The organism is Maricaulis alexandrii, assembly GCF_005871165.1.
GTDB classification, from domain to species: Bacteria; Pseudomonadota; Alphaproteobacteria; order Caulobacterales; family Maricaulaceae; genus Maricaulis; species Maricaulis alexandrii.
Window position 1 is genome coordinate 135,823 of the sequence record NZ_SWKP01000006.1, and the last position, 20,000, is coordinate 155,822.

23 protein-coding genes and 2 tRNA genes are annotated in these 20,000 nt (G+C 64.1%); 9 read left to right on the forward strand and 16 right to left on the reverse strand.

The features are described from left to right. Window positions 1-55: 55 nt before the first annotated feature. Window positions 56-1,108 carry a selenide, water dikinase SelD gene (gene selD / locus FCS99_RS06955; RefSeq protein WP_138511366.1) on the reverse strand — a complete coding sequence of 351 codons (1,053 nt, stop codon included), beginning with the start codon at window positions 1,106-1,108 and terminating at the stop codon, window positions 56-58. 54 nt (window positions 1,109-1,162) lie between these two features. Here selD and mnmH point away from each other — a divergent pair, with 54 nt between their 5' ends. Next, the gene (gene mnmH, locus FCS99_RS06960; RefSeq protein ID WP_138511367.1) at window positions 1,163-2,221 is read left to right on the forward strand and encodes a tRNA 2-selenouridine(34) synthase MnmH; all 1,059 of its coding nucleotides are present in this window, start codon (window positions 1,163-1,165) and stop codon (window positions 2,219-2,221) included. Here mnmH and FCS99_RS06965 read toward each other — a convergent pair. Genes FCS99_RS06965 through FCS99_RS06975 form a run of 3 tightly spaced genes read right to left on the reverse strand, consistent with a single transcriptional unit; the run spans window position 2,218 to window position 5,568 of the window. Beyond that, window positions 2,218-3,171, reverse strand: coding sequence for an alpha/beta fold hydrolase (locus FCS99_RS06965; RefSeq protein ID WP_138511368.1), 954 nt, complete (start codon window positions 3,169-3,171; stop codon window positions 2,218-2,220). The two genes, mnmH and FCS99_RS06965, sit on opposite strands and share 4 nt — an antisense overlap. 10 nt (window positions 3,172-3,181) lie before the next feature. Then, the gene (locus FCS99_RS06970) at window positions 3,182-4,009 is read right to left on the reverse strand and encodes an SDR family NAD(P)-dependent oxidoreductase (RefSeq protein ID WP_138511369.1); all 828 of its coding nucleotides are present in this window, start codon (window positions 4,007-4,009) and stop codon (window positions 3,182-3,184) included. Continuing rightward, on the reverse strand, window positions 4,006-5,568 hold the full coding sequence (locus FCS99_RS06975) for a flavin-containing monooxygenase (protein WP_407658275.1): 1,563 nt from the start codon (window positions 5,566-5,568) through the stop codon (window positions 4,006-4,008). The genes FCS99_RS06970 and FCS99_RS06975 overlap by 4 nt, the downstream gene beginning before the upstream one ends. A gap of 129 nt (window positions 5,569-5,697) precedes the next feature. Between FCS99_RS06975 and FCS99_RS06980 the strand changes: the two genes are divergently transcribed. Together FCS99_RS06980 and FCS99_RS06985 are read left to right on the forward strand one after the other, a co-directional pair. Further along, window positions 5,698-6,798 carry an NADH:flavin oxidoreductase gene (locus FCS99_RS06980; RefSeq protein WP_138511371.1) on the forward strand — a complete coding sequence of 367 codons (1,101 nt, stop codon included), beginning with the start codon at window positions 5,698-5,700 and terminating at the stop codon, window positions 6,796-6,798. 273 nt (window positions 6,799-7,071) lie between these two features. After that, the gene (locus tag FCS99_RS06985) at window positions 7,072-8,490 is read left to right on the forward strand and encodes a hypothetical protein (RefSeq protein WP_138511372.1); all 1,419 of its coding nucleotides are present in this window, start codon (window positions 7,072-7,074) and stop codon (window positions 8,488-8,490) included. 18 nt (window positions 8,491-8,508) lie between these two features. On the opposite strand, the gene FCS99_RS06990 is transcribed toward FCS99_RS06985, so the two are convergent. Next, complete coding sequence (locus FCS99_RS06990; protein WP_138511373.1) at window positions 8,509-9,348, reverse strand: flagellin; 840 nt, start codon at window positions 9,346-9,348, stop codon at window positions 8,509-8,511. Between the two features lie 251 nt (window positions 9,349-9,599). On the opposite strand from FCS99_RS06990, the gene FCS99_RS06995 reads away from it, so the two are divergent. After that, window positions 9,600-9,675, forward strand: a tRNA-Phe gene (locus FCS99_RS06995). 434 nt (window positions 9,676-10,109) lie between these two features. On the opposite strand, the gene FCS99_RS07000 is transcribed toward FCS99_RS06995, so the two are convergent. The 9 genes from FCS99_RS07000 to FCS99_RS07040 form a co-directional block, all read right to left on the reverse strand. Next, window positions 10,110-10,277, reverse strand: a complete 168-nt coding sequence (locus FCS99_RS07000; RefSeq protein ID WP_138511747.1) for a DNA gyrase inhibitor YacG — start codon at window positions 10,275-10,277, stop codon at window positions 10,110-10,112. A gap of 23 nt (window positions 10,278-10,300) precedes the next feature. After that, window positions 10,301-11,374, reverse strand: coding sequence for a ribonuclease E/G (locus FCS99_RS07005; protein ID WP_138511374.1), 1,074 nt, complete (start codon window positions 11,372-11,374; stop codon window positions 10,301-10,303). After that, window positions 11,371-12,000: a Maf family nucleotide pyrophosphatase gene (locus FCS99_RS07010; RefSeq protein WP_138511375.1), complete on the reverse strand. Its 630-nt coding sequence runs from the start codon at window positions 11,998-12,000 to the stop codon at window positions 11,371-11,373. Before FCS99_RS07010 ends, FCS99_RS07005 begins: the two co-directional genes overlap by 4 nt. A 19-nt stretch (window positions 12,001-12,019) precedes the next feature. Beyond that, window positions 12,020-12,238 carry a translation initiation factor IF-1 gene (infA, locus tag FCS99_RS07015; protein WP_019961978.1) on the reverse strand — a complete coding sequence of 73 codons (219 nt, stop codon included), beginning with the start codon at window positions 12,236-12,238 and terminating at the stop codon, window positions 12,020-12,022. 118 nt (window positions 12,239-12,356) lie between these two features. Then, window positions 12,357-12,788 carry an arsenate-mycothiol transferase ArsC gene (locus FCS99_RS07020; RefSeq protein ID WP_138511376.1) on the reverse strand — a complete coding sequence of 144 codons (432 nt, stop codon included), beginning with the start codon at window positions 12,786-12,788 and terminating at the stop codon, window positions 12,357-12,359. Beyond that, window positions 12,785-13,267: a UPF0262 family protein gene (locus FCS99_RS07025; protein ID WP_138511377.1), complete on the reverse strand. Its 483-nt coding sequence runs from the start codon at window positions 13,265-13,267 to the stop codon at window positions 12,785-12,787. Before FCS99_RS07025 ends, FCS99_RS07020 begins: the two co-directional genes overlap by 4 nt. Beyond that, complete coding sequence (locus FCS99_RS07030) at window positions 13,260-13,709, reverse strand: DUF2948 family protein (protein WP_171036276.1); 450 nt, start codon at window positions 13,707-13,709, stop codon at window positions 13,260-13,262. The genes FCS99_RS07025 and FCS99_RS07030 overlap by 8 nt, the downstream gene beginning before the upstream one ends. A 27-nt stretch (window positions 13,710-13,736) precedes the next feature. Continuing rightward, window positions 13,737-15,002 carry a UDP-N-acetylglucosamine 1-carboxyvinyltransferase gene (gene murA, locus FCS99_RS07035; RefSeq protein WP_138511378.1) on the reverse strand — a complete coding sequence of 422 codons (1,266 nt, stop codon included), beginning with the start codon at window positions 15,000-15,002 and terminating at the stop codon, window positions 13,737-13,739. 63 nt (window positions 15,003-15,065) lie between these two features. After that, window positions 15,066-15,287 carry a hypothetical protein gene (locus FCS99_RS07040; RefSeq protein ID WP_138511379.1) on the reverse strand — a complete coding sequence of 74 codons (222 nt, stop codon included), beginning with the start codon at window positions 15,285-15,287 and terminating at the stop codon, window positions 15,066-15,068. A 104-nt stretch (window positions 15,288-15,391) separates the two neighbouring features. Between FCS99_RS07040 and FCS99_RS07045 the strand changes: the two genes are divergently transcribed. Both FCS99_RS07045 and FCS99_RS07050 read left to right on the forward strand, forming a co-directional pair. Further along, window positions 15,392-15,466: transfer RNA gene (locus tag FCS99_RS07045), tRNA-Thr, on the forward strand. A gap of 211 nt (window positions 15,467-15,677) precedes the next feature. After that, window positions 15,678-15,872, forward strand: coding sequence for a hypothetical protein (locus FCS99_RS07050; RefSeq protein WP_138511380.1), 195 nt, complete (start codon window positions 15,678-15,680; stop codon window positions 15,870-15,872). A 27-nt stretch (window positions 15,873-15,899) separates the two neighbouring features. Here the strand turns inward: FCS99_RS07050 and FCS99_RS07055 are convergent, their stop codons facing one another. Continuing rightward, on the reverse strand, window positions 15,900-16,454 hold the full coding sequence (locus tag FCS99_RS07055; RefSeq protein ID WP_138511381.1) for a winged helix-turn-helix domain-containing protein: 555 nt from the start codon (window positions 16,452-16,454) through the stop codon (window positions 15,900-15,902). Window positions 16,455-16,547: 93 nt separating this feature from the next. Between FCS99_RS07055 and FCS99_RS07060 the strand changes: the two genes are divergently transcribed. From FCS99_RS07060 to pip, 3 genes are all read left to right on the forward strand, one after another. Further along, entirely contained in the window at window positions 16,548-17,615 is a 1,068-nt protein-coding gene (locus FCS99_RS07060) for a serine hydrolase domain-containing protein (protein WP_138511382.1), read from the forward strand. Between the two features lie 90 nt (window positions 17,616-17,705). After that, entirely contained in the window at window positions 17,706-18,161 is a 456-nt protein-coding gene (locus FCS99_RS07065; protein WP_138511383.1) for a hypothetical protein, read from the forward strand. Between the two features lie 47 nt (window positions 18,162-18,208). Continuing rightward, the gene (gene pip / locus FCS99_RS07070) at window positions 18,209-19,231 is read left to right on the forward strand and encodes a prolyl aminopeptidase (protein ID WP_138511384.1); all 1,023 of its coding nucleotides are present in this window, start codon (window positions 18,209-18,211) and stop codon (window positions 19,229-19,231) included. Here the strand turns inward: pip and FCS99_RS07075 are convergent. Beyond that, the gene (locus FCS99_RS07075; RefSeq protein WP_233352695.1) at window positions 19,228-19,956 is read right to left on the reverse strand and encodes a DUF2793 domain-containing protein; all 729 of its coding nucleotides are present in this window, start codon (window positions 19,954-19,956) and stop codon (window positions 19,228-19,230) included. The two genes, pip and FCS99_RS07075, sit on opposite strands and share 4 nt — an antisense overlap. Window positions 19,957-20,000: the final 44 nt, after the last annotated feature.

Here is a 20,000-nt window from a genome sequence, read left to right on the forward strand (position 1 = left end):
CGTATGACCACGCAATGAATGGTTGAAACAAAAGGAATTTTCGCGCTTTCCGGGTCTAGGCTACCCGAACGCCCGCGGGCCCGACTTCGACATGGCCGATAATGGCGGCACCGGAATGACCTGTGGCCGCAAACTCCGCGAGAACGGCATCAACAGCTTCCGGGGCACAAGCGACCAAAAGACCGCCGGAGGTCTGAGGATCGCAGAGCAGGGTCTGGTCGGTGTCGGACCAGTCAGCCGGGGTCTGAACACCGGCTTCGATGGCTTTCCAATTGCGTCCCGAAGCGCCGGTCTTGATACCCTCCCCGGCCATGCGGCGGGCCGTCTCGAAGACGGGAAGCTTTTTGCGATCCACCACAGCGCGGACACCAGCGCCCTGAGCCATTTCAGACAGATGGCCCAGAAGTCCGAAACCCGTGACATCGGTCAGGGCATGGACGCCTTGCATCCGGCTCAGGGCCTGTCCCGGCGTGTTGAGGCGCGTTGTGGAGGCTACCATTTCGGCATAGGCCTCGGGCGGCAGGATCTCTTTCTTGAGCGCGGCGGAATAGATGCCGATCCCCAGCGGCTTGCCAAGGATAAGGACATCGCCCGGCTTGGCCCCGGCATTGGTCAGCAGCTTGTCCGGATGAACCGTGCCGAGGGCGACCAGGCCATAGATCGGTTCGGCGGCATCGATGGAATGCCCACCGGCAATCGGGGCGCCGGCGGTTTCGGCCACGGTGCGGCCGCCCTCGAGAATGGCCCGCACCGTCTCGCGCGGCAGGTCATTGACCGGCATGCCGACAATGGCGAGGCAGAAGATCGGCGTCGCCCCCATGGCGTAAATGTCTGACAGCGCATTGGTTGCCGCGATCTGGCCGAAGACGAATGGGTCATCGACGATGGGTGTGAAGAAATCCGTCGTGGCGACCAGGGCCGTCTCGCCATTGATCCGGTAGACTGCGGCATCATCACGCGTGGCGGCGTCCACAAGCAGGTCTTTGGGCATGGGAAAGGCGGACGGTGCCCCGAGGATTTCCGTCAGGACACCCGGGTCCAGCTTGCAACCGCACCCCCCGCCATGGGCCAGAGAGGTGAGCCGGACCGGGCTTGTGTCATCCATCATGCCGTTCTTCCCCGTTTTGGTTAGTGTGGGGCTCTTGTCCACGACAGGATGTCCATGCCCCACCTCGCCCACACCAATGACCTATCCGCGGCCGGATTGGAACGCTTCGATGCCATCATTGATGTGAGAAGCCCCTCCGAATTCGCCGGGGACCACCTGCCCGGCGCGATCAATCTCCCCGTTCTGGACGATGCGGAGCGGGCCCGGGTCGGCACGCATTATACCCAGGTCTCCGTGTTCGAGGCCCGGCGGATGGGCGCGGCCCTGGTCTCGCGCAATATTGCCCGGCACCTGGAGACGGCACTGGCCGACAAGCCCAAGCAATTCCGTCCTCTGGTCTATTGCTGGCGGGGCGGGATGCGGTCCCAGTCCATGGCCCTGGTATTGGCCTCGGTCGGCTGGAAACCCGTGCTGGTTGAGGGCGGTTACCGGACCTGGCGGCGGCAGGTGGTCGAGCTCCAGGACGCCCTCGTCCTGCCGCGCCTCATCGTGCTGGATGGTCAGACCGGCACGGCCAAGACCGCCATACTGCAGGCGCTGTCGGACGCCGGCGAACAGGTGATTGATCTGGAAGGCCTGGCCCGTCACCGCGGCTCGATTTTCGGGGATTTCCCGGGCGCCGACCAGCCCAGCCAGAAAGCCTTCGAAACAGCCCTCCACGCGATCACACGGTCACTCGATCCGGAACGTCCCGTCTATGTGGAAGCGGAGTCCCGGCAGGTCGGCAAACGCCGCGTTCCCCCGGGATTGTGGGCCGCCATGCAGAGTGCGCCGCGCCTGGTTATCCATGCGACGGTCGGCGCTCGCGCCGAGTATCTGGTGACGGCTTATCCCGATCTGCTGGCCGACAGGGCCAAGCTCAAGGATGCGATCAACGGACTGCGTCCCTTCCATGCGAAAGCCCGCATCGAGGACTGGCTATCCCGCGCCGATCAAGGTGCCTGGACGGACCTCGCAGCCGAGCTTGTCACCGAGCATTACGACCCGGCTTATGACAGGGCCCGCAAGCGGCAGACCCCGCCCGCCCCGGACGCCATCATCCGGCTGGACCGCCTGGATGCCGCGGGCCGCGATGCCGCGGTGGCACAAATCCTCAGGAAATCCGTCTTTTAAGAGAAAGACTTGGCGGCCATTCGTTCAACGAAGCCCGTGACCTCGTCAGGGATGATGATGAGCGGCATGTGACCGTGATTGGGGACCGCCTCGATGACGGCATGGGGCAGCCGGGCCGTCAGTGCAGAAATCTGCTCCGGCGCAACCAGGATCAGGTCATCCTCACCGTAGAACATGCCGACCGGAACGGAAATCTCGCCGATCCGGGCGGTGACGCTGTCCATGTCCTTTTCCACGGCATGCAGGTCCGTGGCTGCAGCATAGAAGGCGCGCGGGCGCAGGCCGAGCAGCCCCCCGCCCCGCGTGCGGAAATCCGCCGGCGCCGGATCGGGACCGAACACGATGGACAAGGTCTTCTCACCGGTCCGGATCGCCATCGGTGTGGCGATGGTGTGGGCCACGAAATTGCGGATGCCCGGATTGGCAATATTGATCCCGGAAAAGGCGTCGGACGGCGCTTCAGGCGCCTGGACCAAGGCGGAAATCAGGGCCAGGCCGGCCACCCGGTCAGGATGGTTCACCGCCAGCGCCAGAGACACCGCCCCGCCCAGCGAATGGCCGACCAGAAGGGGTTTCCCGATCCCCTCCTTTTCAAGCCAGGCAGCAATCATGGCAGCCTGGTTCGGGATGCGGGCCTGTTCATCCCCGTCCCGTTCCGACCAGCCACATCCCGGACGGTCCAAGGCAATGGCGCGAAACCCCTTCTCCGCCAGCTTGTCCAGCATCGCATAGGTGAAATTGTAGTGGCTGCCGGCCAGGCCATGGATCATCACGACCGGCTGGCCTTCCCCCTTTTCGACCCAGTGCAAGCGGCCACCGGGGACGTCTGTGAACTTGCCCGTCGGCGGCAAGGCGGCTTCGGCCTTCTTGGCGACTGTCTGCGTGAACCACCAGGCCAGCACCACGATGGCGACAAGAATTCCGACAATGATTGCAGCGAGATAAGCCATGGAGATTTCCCTACTTCATGCGCGAGGCCAACAGGCCTTCCACCTTGCCCCAATAGGAGACCGGGAAGAGGCGTTCCAACCAGGCCAGGACGTGGGCATCATTTCCGACCAGGACACGGCCGCGGCGGCGTGCGACGCCCTTGAGGATGATAGCGGCGGCCTTTGAGGGCGGCATAACCAGCGCCTTGTTGGCCCGCTCCCGACCCGCCGCGACCTCGGATTCATCTGCCCCGTCAGGCATTCTCGCACTGGTGGCGATGGAGGTGGCGATACCGCCGGGATGGATAGTCGTTACGCCGACCGTACTGTCCTTCAGCTCGTGCCGCAGGGCGTTGGAAAAGCCCCGAACCGCGAACTTGGCGCTGGAATAGGCCGTCTGGCCGGGCGGGGCGACGATCCCGAAGATGCTGGAAATATTGACGATCTGGGCCTTGTCGGCCTTTTTGAGGAGCGGCAGGAAAGCCCGCGTCATGCGCACCACGCCGAAGAAATTGATCGACATCAACCAGTCGAAATTCTCCGCGCTTGCTTCCTCGAATGTGCCGCCCAAAGCCACGCCGGCATTGTTGAAGAGCAGCGCAATCGACGCGCATTTTAATGTAACGGCCTCAGCCAGCGCCTTGATCGCTTCCGGATCGGCGACGTCGAGCGTGTAAGTGTCGACTTCGACGCCATGCGCCCGCGCTTTTTCCGCAACCGCCTCGAGACCCGCCTCATTGATATCCGTCAGGATGAGATGACACCCGCGCTCCGCCAGCCCCTCGGCCAGGGCGGCACCGATGCCCGAGGCCGCGCCCGTGATCAGGGCGCGTTCCCCTGCCAGCGACCAGATGCTCATTCGGCGGCCTCCCGGCGACGGACATCGCCCGGCTCGGCATGCCAGTCACCGGCCTTGCAGAACTGCATGTGGCCATCCTCCAGCTTGCCATAGCGGATGGCGAGCATGTCCTGGATGTAGTTCTGATAGGTCCGCCAGGGCGCATAGCTGCCCTGTTGCGGCAAATGCGGCAGGGCGCGCTGGACATAGCCGGAGGAGAAATCCAGCAGCGGGGCCGGTTCCAGATCGGCGGGCGGGACCGGAACAGCGATATCATCGCCGGTCTTCTTCATGTGATTGAGCATGCGGCAGACCCGTTCGAAGGTGAGATCAACCTTGAGGGTCCAGGAGGCATTCGTATAGCCAAAGGCCAGCGCCATGTTGGGCATGTTGGACAACATCATGCCGCGATAGGTGAAGAGGTCATGCGGCTGCACGATGCGGCGATCAACGGTGAAGACCGCCCCGCCGGCCAGCTGCATGTCCAGACCGGTGGCCGGGATGATGAGATCGGCCTCGATCTCCTCGCCGGATTTCAGCCGGATGCCGGTTTCGGTGAAGCGGTCGATATGGTCGGTGACAATGGAGGCCGACCCGTCTTTCAGGACCTCGAAGAAATCGCCATCCGGGGCGAGGCAGAAGCGCTGGTCCCAGGGATTGTAGTCGGGCGTAAAATGCTTCTCGACATCGAACCCCTCGCCCAGCTGATCCTTCACCAGCTTGATGACATTCCGCTTCACCGCTGCCGGCCGGCGACGGGAGAGCTGGAAGAAGAAGATCGACAACAGCACATTCTTGAAACGCGACAGGGTGTAGGCCATGCGCGAGGGCAGTATCTTGCGCAGGAAATCCGCGATCGCATCCCGTGACGGCCGGGCCGCGATATAGGTCGGCGAGCGCTGCAGCATGGTGACATGCGCGGCTTTCTCCGCCATCGCCGGGACCAGGGTCACGGCGGTCGCACCGGAGCCGATGATCACGACCTTCTTGCCGGTATAGTCCGTGTCTTCCGGCCAGAGCTGGGGATGGATGATCTCGCCCTTGAAATCATTCATGCCCTCGAACTCGGGCATATAGCCCTGCTCATAGCGGTAATAGCCGGAACACTGGATCAGGAAGCGGCAGGTGAAGCTGACCTTGCCGTCCGCGGTCTCCGCCACCACGGTCCAGCGGGCCGCATCACTGTCCCAGTTCGCCGCGACGACCTTGTGGCCGTAATGGATGTGCGGATTGATCCCGGCCTCGCGCGCCGTGTCCTCGACATAGGCGCGGATGGACGGCCCGTCGGCAAACACCTTGCCGCTGGTCCAGGGCCGGAAATTGTACCCGAATGTGTACATGTCGCTGTCGGACCGGATGCCCGGATAGCGGAACAGATCCCAGGTCCCGCCCATCGCCTGGCGCGCTTCCAGGATGGCATAGCTGCGTCCCGGGCAGCGCTTCTGCAGATGATAGGCGGCGCCGATACCCGACAGGCCGGCGCCCACGATGACGACATCCAGGTCCTGGCTGGTCATCTGATCTCCCCGATAGGCTTTGTTATCTGCAAAAAGTGAACACCGTTCGCGCGCTTTCCGCAAGCGTCCGTTTCCGGTCGGGACTGGACGCGGCCGAAAGATTCCGAATATTCGAAATGCAAGCGCACCTCTGGACATTGATGATCCACCGCCTAACTGATGCGCCACGCTTTGGTCGAGGAGATAAAACGCATGACCGACACGTCCGCCCTCTTCCGCCCCTGGTCCCTGGGATCACTGGAGCTGGAGAACCGCATTGTCATGGCCCCCATGACGCGCTCGAAATCCCCCGAAGGCATTCCGGGCCAGCCCGTGGCCGACTATTATCGCCGCCGCGCGGAAAACGCTGTGGGCCTGATCATCACGGAGGGCACGACGGTTGACCGTCCGGGTGCCAGCTTCGACCCGGCCATACCGAACTTTCATAACCCGGACTCCCTGGCCGGCTGGAAGCATGTCGTGGACACCGTGCACAAGGCCGGCGGCAAGATTGCGCCGCAGCTCTGGCATGTCGGGCTTGCCCGCCGTCCGGGCACCGGCCCGCATCCGGAAGCCGCCTCTGACAGCCCGTCCGGCATCCTGCCCGGCGGCAAGGAAGTCGGTGAGCCGATGAGCGCGGAAGACATTGCCGATACGATCGACGCCTTCGCCAAAGCGGCCAAGGCCGCTGCCGAGATCGGCTTCGATGCGATCGAACTGCACGGCGCCCATGGCTATCTGCTCGACCAGTTCTTCTGGGACGGCATGAACCAGCGCGATGACCGGTTCGGCGGTGGTCTGGTGGAACGCACCACGATCGTGCAGGAAATCGTCAAGAAAGTCCGCGAGAACATCCCGGCCGACCTACCGCTCATCCTGCGTTTCTCGCAGTGGAAACAGCAGGACTACAATGCCCGCCTCGCCCAGACGCCGGACGAGCTGGCCGAATTCCTGGGCCCGCTCTCCGATGCCGGTGTGGATGTCTTCCACTGCTCCACCCGCCGTTTCTGGATCCCCGAATTCGTGGGCTCCGAGCTCAACCTAGCCGGCTGGACCAAGAAGCTGATCGGCAAGCCGACCATCACGGTGGGCTCTGTCGGTCTCAATTCCGACTTCCTCGGCTCCTTCATGGGCGAGAATTCGGAACAGTCCTCGCTGGACGGCCTGATCGAGCGGCTGGAAAACGACGAGTTCGACCTCGTCGCGGTCGGCCGCGCCCTGATCAACGATCCGGAATGGGCCGCCAAGGTCCGCGACGGCCGTTTCGACGAGCTGACCGATTTCAACGCGGAAAAGCTGAAAGAACTGGTCTGACGGATCACGCCAGCTGAAACGGAAGCGCCCGGCCCTTCGGCCGGGCGTTTTTGGTTTGGGGAACCGCGCTCTCTCCGGCCAGGCGATGCTTGGCCCTCAAAAGAGCCTCCGCATAAAAAACTCGAAACTCAGTCCGCCAAGTCTCTGATTTTCCGACAATTGCCCCTGCAAACAAATACAATTTGAAACACTTCATAGGGCCGGACTTAACAGCTCTGACTGGATAATCAGGGTGCGCTGGACCGGTAAGGCGCGCTGAACAGGACGGGTCACGTGCCCCACAACGCCGTAGTTGATCGGATCAAGGACGTCCTCTCAGGACGCCCCGACATCGATATAGGCAATTTCCAGTGGGTGAACCTGGAAATGGTCAAGGACGAGGTCGGCGATCAGTGGGAGACGATCCGGACCAAGATCTATAATGCAGCCCATACCTTTCTGGAGAAGCGCATCAGTGACGACGACGTGCTGATCCGGTGCCGCGGCGGCTTTGTGCTCTTTTTCGCCGAGCTGCAAGGCGAAGACGCTGACGAACGCACCCAAGCCCTGTCGACCGAACTGAACCGCTTTTTTCTGGGCGACCGGATACTGGGCAAGCTGGCCATTGAAGCCACGTCCCGGACCGTCAAAACCAGTGACCTGGCCGATTTCGTCGCGAAATCCCTGACACCGGCTGCTGCCAATGACAGGACAGACCTTCCGGAAGACCGCCGCGCGGCGGCCGCCGCGACCTGGCGCCCGATCCAGAGCGAATCCCGAACGTCTTCCGCCCCGAACCTGTCATCCGCCCAGGCGCAGGCAGAGCAAGGGCCGGCCCGGCAGGACGGTGCCGCGCCGCGGATCAGCGATCAAAGCGACCTTCACCGGCCGCACCAGGACCACGACCCGCTCATCGACCCGACGGCCGATCTGGCCGGTCTCACGACCCTGCCCTTCAAGATTCCGGACCCGGAATGGGAAGACATCATTTTCAAGCCCTGCTGGGATGCCCAGCACGAATATGTGACGGCCAATTTCTGCCTCCCGCGCCGCTCGCTGGACGGGCGGAATGTCTATGGACGCGCCACACTGGTCGGGAATGATGATCCGGACCTGCTGGAGACCATGGACCATTGCGTAGCGGTCGCCGCCCAGCGCGGCTTCCTCAAAATGCTGACCGTCGGCCGCAAATGCGCCATCGTCATCCCGGTTCACTACCAGACCGTGATCGGCGTGCAGGACCGGATCCGCTATTTCTCCATCCTGCAATGCGTCCCCCTGCGCATGCGGAAATACTTCTACATCCGTGTCGATGAAATCCCGGACGGTGCGCCGATCGGGCAGATGGAAGAATTGTTCCGGTCGATGAAACTGTTCGGCTCCAACCTGCTGGCGAAAGTCCCGGCCGGCACTGTGGATTTCGGCCGGTTTTCCGGGTGCCGGGTCGACATCTATTCGACATCGATGAAGCCGGAATGGAATGCGCTCGGCCTGCCGGACGGGGTCGCTTCGAAACTGGCGCAGCAGTCTGTTTCCATCCAGCGGGCAGGATGCCGGGGCGCGCTGACCCAGGTTGATTGCCCGGAACTGCTCCAGTTCGGACTGGATGCCGGCTACGAGATTTTCACGGGAGATGTCGTCGGCAAGGACCAGTCACGACCCATGCCCTTGGTCCAGCTGCCTCGCCCGACCCTGCTGAAGCAGGCCAGCTGACCCGAGCGCGTTACGCGCCTACCGGAAGAGACCCAAGAGAACCGACGGGCCCTGATTGGCAATAGACAGGGCCTGGATGCCCAATTGCTGCTTGACCTGCAGGGCCTGGAGTTCGGCCGAGGCCTTGGCGAGGTCGGCATCCACCAGATTGCCGATCCCGACTTCCAGCGTGTCCGTCAGCTTGTCGGTGAAGGTCCGCTGGATCTCCATCCGCTTGGAGGAGGCGCCCAGGCGGGCCAGCACGGAGCCAATATTGTCGATCGACTGATCCAGCTCGGTGATCGCCAGATCGGCATTCACGAAGGCATTGATCGTGGAATCCTCGGACAGGATGATATTCGTTCCCGGACCGCCCGGCGGTCCGTAGGACAGGTCCTCGGCGGCAAAGCTCATGGAGCCGCCCTGGTCATTGGCCAGCACGGTCAGATCATTCGCGCCGGACTGGATCAGATTGATCCCGTTGAACTCAGCATTGTCGATGATCGTCTTCACCTGATCACGAAGCGCAACGAAATCCGCGTTCAGGGCATCGCGGCTGGACTGATCGAGCGAGCGGTCCGACGCCGCCAGCGCTTTTTCGCGCATCTCGATCAGGAGGTCGGAGATCGACTCGGTCGCGGCAATGGTGACGTCCATCACGCTGATGCCGCGATCCAGGGATTGCTTGACGACATTATAGCCGGCCACCTTGGCGCGCATGTTCTGCGCGATCGCATAGGTGGAGCCATTGTCCTTGGCGGAGGAGACCTTGAGCCCGGTGGAAATCTGGCGCTGAACCACCTCAAGACGCGCATTGGTCTTGTTCAGGTTCTGCAGGGCGATCATCGCACCATAATTGGTGTTGACCGAGAAACTCATGCCCACTCCTTCTGAGTGCTTGGCTTGGCCGGCGGCTTTTCCGCCAGTTACAGGTCCAGACTGTTTGCGTAGGCCGCAAAAGTCTGTCTCTCAATCGATTACGGGAGCAGAGGTTTACCATTGGTAAAGCAGCCGCTTGGCGCAATCGGGCCGCAGAGCGCAGAAATCGCTGAAAACGGGAATGGACAGGCCTGATCCATCCTCCTATAAACCGCGCTCTCGACAGCGGCCCAGCCGCCTGTCCGCCCGGCGCCCGGGTAGCTCAGTTGGTAGAGCAGCGGATTGAAAATCCGCGTGTCGGTGGTTCGAATCCGCCCCCGGGCACCATTTTTGGTTATTCCCGCTCCGCTCGACCCGAGACTGGCACCAACCTTCTGTGCTGGGGTCGATGCTCACATGGAATGCGCTCAAGGCTGCTTGGCAATGAGCATGTGGCGGAGGACTTTGATCTCACGGCAGTTTGCTTCGCTCACCGCTCCAATGAGGCGGCGCATCAGGCGCCGGCGCGCGGTCGCGTTTGCGGGCCGTTGGCCCCGGGGTGATGTGGCGTGTTCATGAAAGCGCTTCGCGCTGCCCCCTCATCCGGTCCTTCGGACCACCTTCTCCCGCGAGGGGAGAAGGAGGGCGTCAGAGCGAAGTGGACACTCCCTCTCCCCTTGCGGGCTGAAGAGCCCAAAGACAGTCCGGGGGACTGTCTGACGCGATGAAGGTGGCGCGCAGCGCCGGGTGAGGGGTTGGCCGCGCAAGCGGCCCAGCAAGGCCTACTGATCTTCCTCGGACGGCGGATTGTCCTCCGCCACATCCGCGGGCTCTCCCGGGATCGCGTAGCTGTCATTCATCCACTTGCCCAGGTCGAGATCGGCGCAGCGTTTCGAGCAGAAGGGTTTGAAGTCGGGATGCGCCGGTTGGCGGCAGATCGGGCATTTCATCATTCGGGTTTCCCCTTTTGGTCTCAGGCGCGGGCGACGCGTTCCTGGTCGCGGGCGAGATCGGTGTTCTCGCGCAGTTCGAAGCGCGGCCCGATCCGGTCGGTGAGTGCGGCTTTCCAGCCGATGCTGTCAGCGTCGAGCCAGGCGAAGACGTCCGGCCCGACCTCGAGCACCTGACGGCGACCACGGTCGGACAGGGCTTCCGCCTGCAGGCGGCGCAGGGCTTTCAACGCACAGGTTTCCACGGACAGGGCCCCCGTGTCATCCCGCAGGATTTCCGACAAGGCCCGGCCGCGGCGCTGGCGGGCCAGTTCCCCGACACAGAATTGCGAGAGCGGCGCGACATCGACCTTGGCCCGATCACGCTTGAAAGCACCGCGCATGGCCTGTTCCACGGCCTTGCGATCGGGCTGGCCGCGCATGTGGACGAAATCGATGGCGATGATGCCGCCCAGGCCGCGCAGGCGGACCTGACGCGCGGCTTCCTTGGCGGCGGAGACATTGAGTTGGGAGGCCAGTTGGGCGGAATTGCCCTGCCCCTTGCGGCCATCGGCGTCGACATCAATGGTCGTCATGGCGCGCGTGGTCTCGATCCAGAGTGAACCACCGCCGGGAATGGGGGCACGCGGGTCGAGGGCCTCCTCGAACTCGGCTTCCAGATCGAAATTGGTCTCATCGGCCCAGACGGCTTCGGCATCGCCAAAGGCCTTCACCAGGCGCTGGGCCAGGATGGGCGCGGGCTCCAGGCATTCCGGGGCGTCGCCGTCCTCCACCTCGACCAGGGCGAGGTTGGGCCCTTTCTCGGCATAGGCTTCGCGCGTGACCCGGACGCCAAGGGCGGCGCCTTCATGCAGGCCGCGCGGGCGCCCGGACTTGCCGAAGGGCAGAAAGCCTTCCGGCCCGACACCGAGATCGACAAAGGCGGCATTGAGGGCCGGTTCGACGCGGCGCACGCGGCCGCGATAGATCTCGCCTTCAATGGCGCCCTGCCCGGCCTCGCTCCAGCGCTCCTGGTGCAGTTCCACGATGCGGCCATTCTCGACCACGGCGGCGCGGGTCTCGCCGATATTTTCCTCGATCAGGATCTGGCGGTTCATGCGCCTGGCTCCTTCTGGGCGATGCAGGATGTCACCGGATAGCCCAGCCCGGCGAGAAGGTTGGCGGTTTCGTAGAGCGGCAGGCCGACCACACCGGTGAAAGAGCCGATCAGATTGACGATGAAACAGCCGGCCCGGCCCTGGATGGCATAACCGCCCGCCTTGCCGTGCCACTCGCCCGACGCGATATAGGCCTCGATCTCATCCGTCGAGAGCGGCTTCATCTTCACCCGTGTCTCCACCACACGCGCCGCCATGCGCCCGTCGGGCGCGCGGGCGGCAATACCGGTGAAGACACGGTGATTGCGGCCGGACATGAGTTTGAGACAGGCCCGGGCCTCATCCGCTTCCAGCGTCTTGGGCAGGATGCGGCGCCCCACGCCGACGACCGTGTCGGCCGCCAGAACGTAGGCGTCGTCACTGCCGGGATGCGCGGCACACTTTTCCTGCGCCAGGCGCAGGGCCAGCGGTCCGGGCAATTCACCGGGAATCTCGAACTCGTCGATATGAGTGGGTTCAACCGCGTCCGGCGTCAGCCCGGCCCCGCGCAGCAAATCATGGCGGCGGGGCGAGGCAGAGGCCAGGATCAGGCGTGGACGCGGTTTGTCCGTTTCGGCAGACGTCATCGCGCGTCCCGCACCGGGCTTACTTGAAGCGATAGGTGATCCGGCCCTTGGTCAGATCATAAGGCGTCATTTCGACAAGAACCTTGTCGCCGGCCAGTACGCGGATGCGGTTTTTGCGCATCTTGCCCGCCGTGTGGGCAATGATCTCATGGTCGTTCTCGAGCTTGACCCGGAAGGTCGCGTTGGGAAGAAGTTCAGTGACTTCGCCCGGGAACTCCAACAACTCTTCTTTCGCCATGCGGCTCCTCATTCGCCTTCTAAAGGCATGAAATTCATGGATTGCAGCGCCGACTCGCCAGTCACCCGGCGGGCCAGAGCGCGCTATATAGTCCCTTGCATGGGGGAAAGTCGAGGCTTCAGGCGCTTTTTGCGCTGGCTTCCCACTGGGCGATGCGCGCCGCGATGGCATCGCGGGTCTCGCGATAGGCTGCAATGCGCATATCCCGATTGCCGCCGGTCTCGCTGGGATCAGGGATCGGCCAGGCCTGGAATTCGGCACCGGTGCGGGATGCATAGTCCCGCGCTGTCCGCTCGGCGGCGGTCGACAAGGAGACTACAAGCTGCGCGGCCGGCTCTCCGACACCATTGAGGGCGATGGGGGAAAAGTCCTCCAGGTCGATGCCTTTTTCCAGCATGACCGAGACCATGAAAGGGTCGACGAAAGCGGCCGGGATCACGCCGCAGGAGCGCGCTGAACCGGCCCCGAAGCGCTGGTCCCAGAGCGCGGCACCCATGGGCGAACGGATGGCATTGCGCCCGCAGACGAAAAGGACGGAGGGATGGCTCATGCGGCCGCCCGCCGGTGAAGGGCGCAGATCAGGGTGAAGAGACGCCGTGCGGTATCAAAGTCGACCTCGATCTTGCCCTGCAGGCGCTCGCGCAGAAGCGTGGAGCCCTCATTATGGACTCCGCGGCGCCCCATATCGATGGCCTCGATCTGGGCCAGCGGCGCATCGCGGACGGCTTCGTAATAGCTTTCGCAGATCAGAAAATAATCCTTGATGATCCGGCGCAGCGGGCCGAGCGCGAACACGAAGGCCCGCACGGGTGTGTCGTCCTCCAGGCGGACGTCGAAGACCAGGCGGTCATCCTCGATCGCCAGGCGCAAGGCGAAGGGGCCCTCGGCATCCCCGGACGGGCGGAACTGGTTGGACTCCAGCAGGTCGGCAATGGCCACGCGCCGCTCATGGTCGGCGTTCACATCGCCCGGCCCCATGCTGGCGGCATCAAGATCGATCCTGACGATCCGGTCCGGCGCTTCACTCATTGCTGCTCGCCTCGTCTGCATGCTCGGGCCGGCCGGACGCCCGCCAGCTTCCGCTGAGGTCGGCCATCACCACATCCAGGCATTCCACATCAAGCTGGAGCTCTCCGCCACCGGAAAATACCAGCACGACCTGTCCGGCCGGTTCCTCGGCAGGGTCGAAGCGGATGGTCAGCAGATTGACGACGGCATCCTCCGCCCCCTGGCGGATATTGCGGCTGCGCGCGGCCAGGACACCGCCCAGCTGCAATCCGGCGCGGACCCGGCGATTGCGGCGCCCGGCCTCCCACTGGAAGCGGTTGAAGGCGATGGTGAAGCGCTTGTTGCGGCGGTCGAACTCGAAATCACCCAACAGGGCCACAGCATCCTGCAGGGCAGCCGAAATCGGCTCCAGGTCCTGCTGGTCAAAAGCGACGAGGCGAAGGGGGATCGGATCTCGGCTCACGCTCTAAAGGCTCCTGCTGTGTCGTGACTATTCAGCCTGGCGCTCGATGCGGGCTCCGCAGCCGGTCAGCTTGGCTTCCAAGCGTTCGAAACCACGATCGAGATGGTAGACCCGGTTGACCACGGTTTCACCTTCCGCGGCAAGTCCCGCAATGACCAGACTGACGGAGGCGCGCAGATCGGTCGCCATGACCGGCGCCCCTTTGAGGGTTTTCACGCCGCGCACCACGGCCTCATTTCCGTGCACGGTAATGTCGGCACCCAGGCGGGCCAGTTCCGGCGCGTGCATGAAGCGGTTCTCGAAAATCGTCTCGCGGATCACGGACGTGCCCGAGGCCAGCGTCATCAGCGCCATGAATTGGGCCTGCGCATCGGTCGGGAAGCCCGGATAGGGCTGGGTCTCGATATCGACACTGTCCAGACCGCTGCCATTGCGGGCAATGCGGACGCCGTTCTCGACTGCTTCGACCGTGACCCCGGCCTTGGTCATGGCCGACCAGAGCGCCTTGTTGTGGGCATGGACGGCGCCGTCCAGCACGGCGTCCCCGCCGGCAGCGGCCACGGCCAGCGCATAGGTGGCGGTCTCGATCCGGTCACCCACAACGCGGTGGGTGATGCCCTTGAGCTTTTCGCGCCCCTGAATGCGGATCGTGCTGGTGCCGGCGCCGTCCACGACGGCGCCCATGGCGGTCAGACAATCGGCCAGATCGCCGATCTCCGGTTCGCGGGCCGCATTCTCGATCACGCTTTCCCCGCGGGCGAGCGCTGCGGCGAGCATGGCGTGCTCGGTCGCCCCGACAGAGGCGAAGGGCAGATCGATCTCGGCACCGACCAGACCGCCCTTGGGCGCGGTCGCCTCGACATAGCCTTCCGACAGTTCGATTGTCGCCCCCAGCGCCTCGAGCGCCTTGAGATGCAGATCGACCGGACGCGCCCCGATGGCGCATCCGCCCGGCAGGGAGACCTTGGCCTTGCCTTCGCGCGCGATCAGCGGACCGAGTACGTTGAAGGTCGCGCGCATTTTCCGCACCAGATCATAGGATGCGTAGGTATCGGAGAATTCGGCGGCGTGAAGATTGAGCTGCGCGTTCGGCGCTTCCTCGACCGTGACGCCGAGACTGGCCAGCAAATGCCCCATGAACCGCGAATCGGCGAGGCGCGGCATATTGGTCAGCGTCATCGGCTCGTCGGTGAGCAAGGCTGCCGCCATGAGTTTCAGAGCCGAATTCTTGGCGCCGCTGATCGGAATACGGCCTTCCAGCCGCGTGCCGCCCTGGATGACGATACGGTCCATGCTCACTCCCTTACCGATTGCCTGTCCGGATGCCCGACATCCAGAGGGTGGAAACCGGCGGCATTATGACGATTTCGCGGGTTTTTCTGAGGCGCTTTGTGCAGGCGCACTGTCATTGCCTGCCTCATCAGCCGTCCCCGACGCAGCCGGCTTCTTCGCCGCAGCCTTGCGCCGGCGCAGATTGGCGCGCAGGGCCTCGGCCAGGCGTTCTTCCTTGGAACCGGCTTCAGGCTTGGCGGCCCGCTTGCGCGCCGCCGGCCCGGATGTGTTTTCTGCATCACTCATGCAATTGGTCCTGCCGAACGCTGCACATCACGTCAAGACACTCTTGGCGTGGCGGGCCCGGTGCGTTATATGCCCGGCTCTCGTTGCCGACAGGCACCCGGTGCGCCGCTATAGCTCAGGGGTAGAGCGTTCCCTTGGTAAGGGAGAGGTCGAGTGTTCAATTCACTCTAGCGGCACCATTTTCCTGATTATTCCCGTTCCGCTCGACCCGAGCCTGTCACCGACCAACGGTGTTGGGGTCGATGCTCACATGGAATGCGCTCAAGGCTGCTGGGCAATGAGCTAAATAGCTCCGGCCAATACCCCGAGGAATTTTGGCGCTTTGGCAAACCGTGCTAACGAGACGGCCCGAGTTTGAACCCCGTGTAGTAACCCAACCCCGTCAGTGCCTTGAAACCCTTTACAGCGACCCTGCTCGACACGCCGCCCAAGCGGTCGACTTCCCGATCCCGTCCCGATCAAGCCGAATCGAAGGCTCCGGAACAAGATGACCCGTCGCGTCCGGCGCGTGGCGTGATCAATGGGTTGGCGATCATGACGGTGTTCTGGATTCTCGTCGCGCTGGCCTATTTCTTCCTGCGCTGACGGCCCGCTCTCTCGGCCGGGCTAGCCTCAATTGCCGTCCCGCTGCACTTCAAACTCGACCTCGCCGCCCTCACTGTCTTGGACGATGAATTCGATTTCGCGTTCCATCGGCGGGAACAGCAAGCGAATTGCCGCCAAAGCGACAGCCACCAGAAGAACAGCGGCCACGGCCAAACGCCAAGGGTTCCGGCGCACAAACCGGATGGCCGAATCCGGCTTGTTTTTCATCACGGATGATACCGACTCCAACGGCTCGATGGCCACGGCGAGGCTGTAGCCGATCCGCGGATGTGTCTTGATGGCGCCCGCGTCGCCCAGCAGCCGGCGCAGGCGGGATATGGATTGCGTCAGCGCCTCATCACTCCCCTCCCCGTCCCAGACCAGGTCGAGAAACTCATCGCGGGAAATCACGTCCGGCGCCCGCTGGGTCAACAGGGCCAGCACGCCAGACAGTCGCGGCTCCAGCCGGTCTTCGCGGCCCTCGCGCCAGACCCGTCCCGACTTCAGCTCGCAGACCGCTTGGCCGACACGGACACAGGACGTCACAGCGGTGTGGGAGGCGATGGGAAGGCGATCAGACATGTTTCGAAACGTTTTCGTCAGGTCAGGCAGCGCCGCCAAACGTAGCGGATCAGGCTTTCCCGCACCTTCCGCGAAAATGAAAGGAAATCAAGCATGACCCGTTTCGCATGTCTGGCCCTGGGCCTGAGCCTGCTGGCCGTTCCCCCGGCGGCCTCCGCCCAGCCGGGCGAGCCGCCCGCGATGTCACAAGAGCAGGTCCAGCCCCGTCTCGACGTGGCCTTCGACCGTTTGGTGGAGGCCGGCTTCACCGGCTTTGTCATGATCGCGCACCAGGGCCAGACCGTGTATGCCCGCGGTGAGGACAGCGCCGAAATGGAATTCGGCCCCGACACACCGATCGACATCCTCTCCATGAGCAAGAGTTTCACCGGCATGGTGCTGGCCCGCCTGATCGAGGACGGGCAGCTGACCCCGGACACGAATCTGGCTGACCTGTTCGGACCGGTCCCGGCCGACAAGGCGGACATCACCGTCCACCAGATGCTGACGCATTCGGCCGGCCTGCCGCATGCGCTGGGCGAGGACACCGAGTATCTGGATCGCGACGCCTATCTCGCCCGCGCCTGGGAGACCCCGCTCCTGTTCGAGCCGGGCGCACGCTACGAGTATTCCAATGTCGGCTACTCCCTCTTGGCGGCGGTCGTGGAAGTCATCACGGGCGAAGACTATGACACCTATCTGCGCCGGAATTTTCTCGAACCGGCCGGCCTGACGCACACCGGCTACGAATCGCAATGCTGTGACAGCCTGGCGGCTGAGGCGGTGACCGCGACGTCCTGGGGCGGGAACCGTGCCTCCTGGCACCTGATCGGCAATGGCGGCATGCTGTCGACACCGTCCGACATGCTGGCCTGGGTGCTGGCCTATGAGCGGGGTGAGTTGGCCGGTCCGGCAGCGACAGAACGCGCCCATCAGCCCTATCAACGCGAAGGCGAGAATGCGCCCAGCCATTATGGATATGGCCTGGTCGTGGAGGATTTGCCGGATCTGGGCCGGGTCTACTGGCACAATGGCGGCAGCCGGGCCTTCAACGGCCATTGGCGCTACTATGCCGACCATGATGTGGCGATCTTCGTCACATCGGACCAGTGGGACGTGGATCCGGACAGCGCAGAGCGGGCGCTGGCGCGAGCCCTGCTGGCAGCCGAAACGGCTGACTAGCCCCGGCGGGCAAGGCCGGGCGTCTTTCCCGTCTGGACGCAGACGCCCGGCCCGCCTAGTTTGCCCGCGTTCGACGGGGGATTGCCGGGCATGTTTCGTTCTGATGTTTTCCGGGCCGTGATGGCGCTGGCCGTGACGGGATCGGCTGCGGGTGCGCTGATCGTGTTCACGCCGGAATTGCGGGCGACCGGTCTTCTGCCGGACCCGGCTCCCCAGCGCGATGTCGTCTACACCTTCATCAACATCACCGATGATCTGGATACACGCCAGGCCTGCCCGCTGGATTTGGCCGCTGCCCGCGACAAGGTCGAGACCGGCCTGGGCCAAACCGTCCGCCCCGTTTACAGCCCGATCGCGGACGGGCCGGACGTCCTCGTCCATGAGGTCGAAGCCGTGCGACGCAATGGCGATTGCCAATGGTCGAGCACGGTTCTGATCGGTGGCCGGCTGGAGGGCCCGCATGACGACCAGCCGGACGCGGCCCTGTCGAGCCTGGAACGGGCCAGCCGGTCGGCGCGTCCGCTGCTTCTGGATGTCCGTCCCTGATGCAATCCCGCTTGGCGGGCATTGCCGGGCAGGGCTAGCCTGATCGCATGACCCATTACTTTCCGGATACCGAACCGCGTTTCACCGGACGCCTGGCCGTCACGGACGGTCATGAGCTGGCCTATGACCTGTGCGCCAAGGCCGATGGCATCCCCCTGCTCTTCCTGCATGGCGGCCCCGGTTCCGGCGCGGCGCCCAAATACCGGCGCATGTTCGATCCGGACGTGTTCAACCTGGTCCTGTTCGACCAGCGCGGCTGCGGCCGGTCCACGCCGCATCTGGACCTCGAAGCGAATACGACGTCCCACCTGATTGCGGACATCGAAGCCCTGCGCACGCATCTGGGTATCGACCGCTGGACCGTGTTCGGCCCGTCCTGGGGATCGACCCTCGCCCTGGCCTATGCGCAGGCGCATCCGGACCGGGTGTCCGGCCTGGTCGTGGAAGGCATTTTCCTGGGCCGCCCGGCCGATATTGACTGGACCCAAGGCCCCAACGGGTCCCGCATGGCATTCCCGGACGCGTTCGAACACTTCATCGCGCCGGTACCGGACGCGGCCCGCGCCTCCGTTCGCGCCACGATGGACTGGTATTTCGAGGCCATGCTGGCGGAAGTCGCCGACGGGCTGAAACAGCTGGATGCCGCCCTGGCCGACCCGGAGGCTTCACTGGAAGCCCTGCGCCGTTCGGCGCTCTACCGCTGGACCGAGTATGAGGACCGGCTCTCCTATCTGGACAATCCGGCCGAGGCCGTCCGCGAGGGCTTGCAGGCCCGCGGCGCCAAGTTTGTCGCCGCGCATTCACTGATCGAGGCGCACTATTTCCGCCATGACTGTTTCCTGGAACCGGACCAGTTGCTGCGCGATGCGCATCGCCTGGCCGGCGTCCCGATGCATATCCTGCAATCGCGCTATGACATGGTCTGCCCGGCCAGCGCGGCCTTCGAACTGGCCGCAGCCTGCCCGCATGCCGGTTTCGATCTGGTGCCGGTCAACGGGCATGGCATGACCGAGACGACCCAGATCGTGCTCAATCGGATCATGGCCGACCTGGTCACCAAGATCGGCTAAAGGGACGCGGTCAGTCGCAGGAGGTGCAGCGCCAGCGCCACGCGCCCGCCCGTGAAATCCCCGCCATTTGCGGTCAGCGTGACCGGTGTGTCGGAATAGAAGGGGCGCGGACCGATCACGCCGATATTGGCACTCCCCTGCGCCGTGCCGAGCGAGCCGCCAAAAGCACTGGTCTCACCGGCCAGCCCGCAATTGAAACTCGCCGCCCCGGTGATGGTCTCCGCGACGCGCACGCTGACGCCCAACAGAATGGACCGATCGGGAATGAGCTGGCTGGACACCACACTGGCACCGGACACATCCGTCAGGGTCTCACTGATGATCTGGGCTTCAAGACCGGCCCCGGCGAGCCCCAGCGCCAGCGGCTGGCGCACGGGCGCGCTGTGCCAGACACCAGACAGGCCGTCATACCGCACGGGTCGGCCTTCATCGCGGACATGAACAGACCAGCCCTCCCTCGGCGCCAGCATCTGCCAGGCCCCATCCCGGAAGACCGCAAGAGAGCCGGTCGCCGCAGCCGACCAATCATCACCGACCGCGCCGTCCGGCAGGATCCAGGCCTGACCATTCTCCGGTCCGGCCGGCTGGGCCTGCAGGCTGCGGCTTTCCACGCAGGCCTGGGTCAGGCTGTCCAGCCGCAGGAGGGCTTCATTCACGGTGACATGTTTTTGCGCCTGGGCCGGCTGGATCAGGGGCAGGTCGAGATTCGGACTGGTTTCACTCATCAGGGCTCTCCAAGGCTTTCCCTGAGACTGGCGGACAGGTCCGG

What these genes read in the sequence shown, in the direction of transcription:
- FCS99_RS07010 (WP_138511375.1), bottom strand. Translation starts at nt 12,000, where the DNA reads ATGACGTCTGCCGAAACGGACAAACCGCGTCCACGCCTGATCCTGGCC.
- FCS99_RS07040 (WP_138511379.1), bottom strand. Translation starts at nt 15,287, where the DNA reads ATGAGTGATGCAGAAAACACATCCGGGCCGGCGGCGCGCAAGCGGGCC.
- mnmH (WP_138511367.1), top strand. Translation starts at nt 1,163, where the DNA reads ATGCCCCACCTCGCCCACACCAATGACCTATCCGCGGCCGGATTGGAA.
- pip (WP_138511384.1), top strand. Translation starts at nt 18,209, where the DNA reads ATGACCCATTACTTTCCGGATACCGAACCGCGTTTCACCGGACGCCTG.
- FCS99_RS06970 (WP_138511369.1), bottom strand. Translation starts at nt 4,009, where the DNA reads ATGAGCATCTGGTCGCTGGCAGGGGAACGCGCCCTGATCACGGGCGCG.
- FCS99_RS07055 (WP_138511381.1), bottom strand. Translation starts at nt 16,454, where the DNA reads ATGTCTGATCGCCTTCCCATCGCCTCCCACACCGCTGTGACGTCCTGT.
- murA (WP_138511378.1), bottom strand. Translation starts at nt 15,002, where the DNA reads ATGGACCGTATCGTCATCCAGGGCGGCACGCGGCTGGAAGGCCGTATT.
- FCS99_RS07065 (WP_138511383.1), top strand. Translation starts at nt 17,706, where the DNA reads ATGTTTCGTTCTGATGTTTTCCGGGCCGTGATGGCGCTGGCCGTGACG.
- FCS99_RS06980 (WP_138511371.1), top strand. Translation starts at nt 5,698, where the DNA reads ATGACCGACACGTCCGCCCTCTTCCGCCCCTGGTCCCTGGGATCACTG.
- FCS99_RS07060 (WP_138511382.1), top strand. Translation starts at nt 16,548, where the DNA reads ATGACCCGTTTCGCATGTCTGGCCCTGGGCCTGAGCCTGCTGGCCGTT.
- FCS99_RS07075 (WP_233352695.1), bottom strand. Translation starts at nt 19,956, where the DNA reads ATGAGTGAAACCAGTCCGAATCTCGACCTGCCCCTGATCCAGCCGGCC.
- selD (WP_138511366.1), bottom strand. Translation starts at nt 1,108, where the DNA reads ATGATGGATGACACAAGCCCGGTCCGGCTCACCTCTCTGGCCCATGGC.
- FCS99_RS07025 (WP_138511377.1), bottom strand. Translation starts at nt 13,267, where the DNA reads ATGAGTGAAGCGCCGGACCGGATCGTCAGGATCGATCTTGATGCCGCC.
- FCS99_RS06990 (WP_138511373.1), bottom strand. Translation starts at nt 9,348, where the DNA reads ATGAGTTTCTCGGTCAACACCAATTATGGTGCGATGATCGCCCTGCAG.
- FCS99_RS07000 (WP_138511747.1), bottom strand. Translation starts at nt 10,277, where the DNA reads ATGAAATGCCCGATCTGCCGCCAACCGGCGCATCCCGACTTCAAACCC.
- infA (WP_019961978.1), bottom strand. Translation starts at nt 12,238, where the DNA reads ATGGCGAAAGAAGAGTTGTTGGAGTTCCCGGGCGAAGTCACTGAACTT.
- FCS99_RS06965 (WP_138511368.1), bottom strand. Translation starts at nt 3,171, where the DNA reads ATGGCTTATCTCGCTGCAATCATTGTCGGAATTCTTGTCGCCATCGTG.
- FCS99_RS07005 (WP_138511374.1), bottom strand. Translation starts at nt 11,374, where the DNA reads ATGAACCGCCAGATCCTGATCGAGGAAAATATCGGCGAGACCCGCGCC.
- FCS99_RS07020 (WP_138511376.1), bottom strand. Translation starts at nt 12,788, where the DNA reads ATGAGCCATCCCTCCGTCCTTTTCGTCTGCGGGCGCAATGCCATCCGT.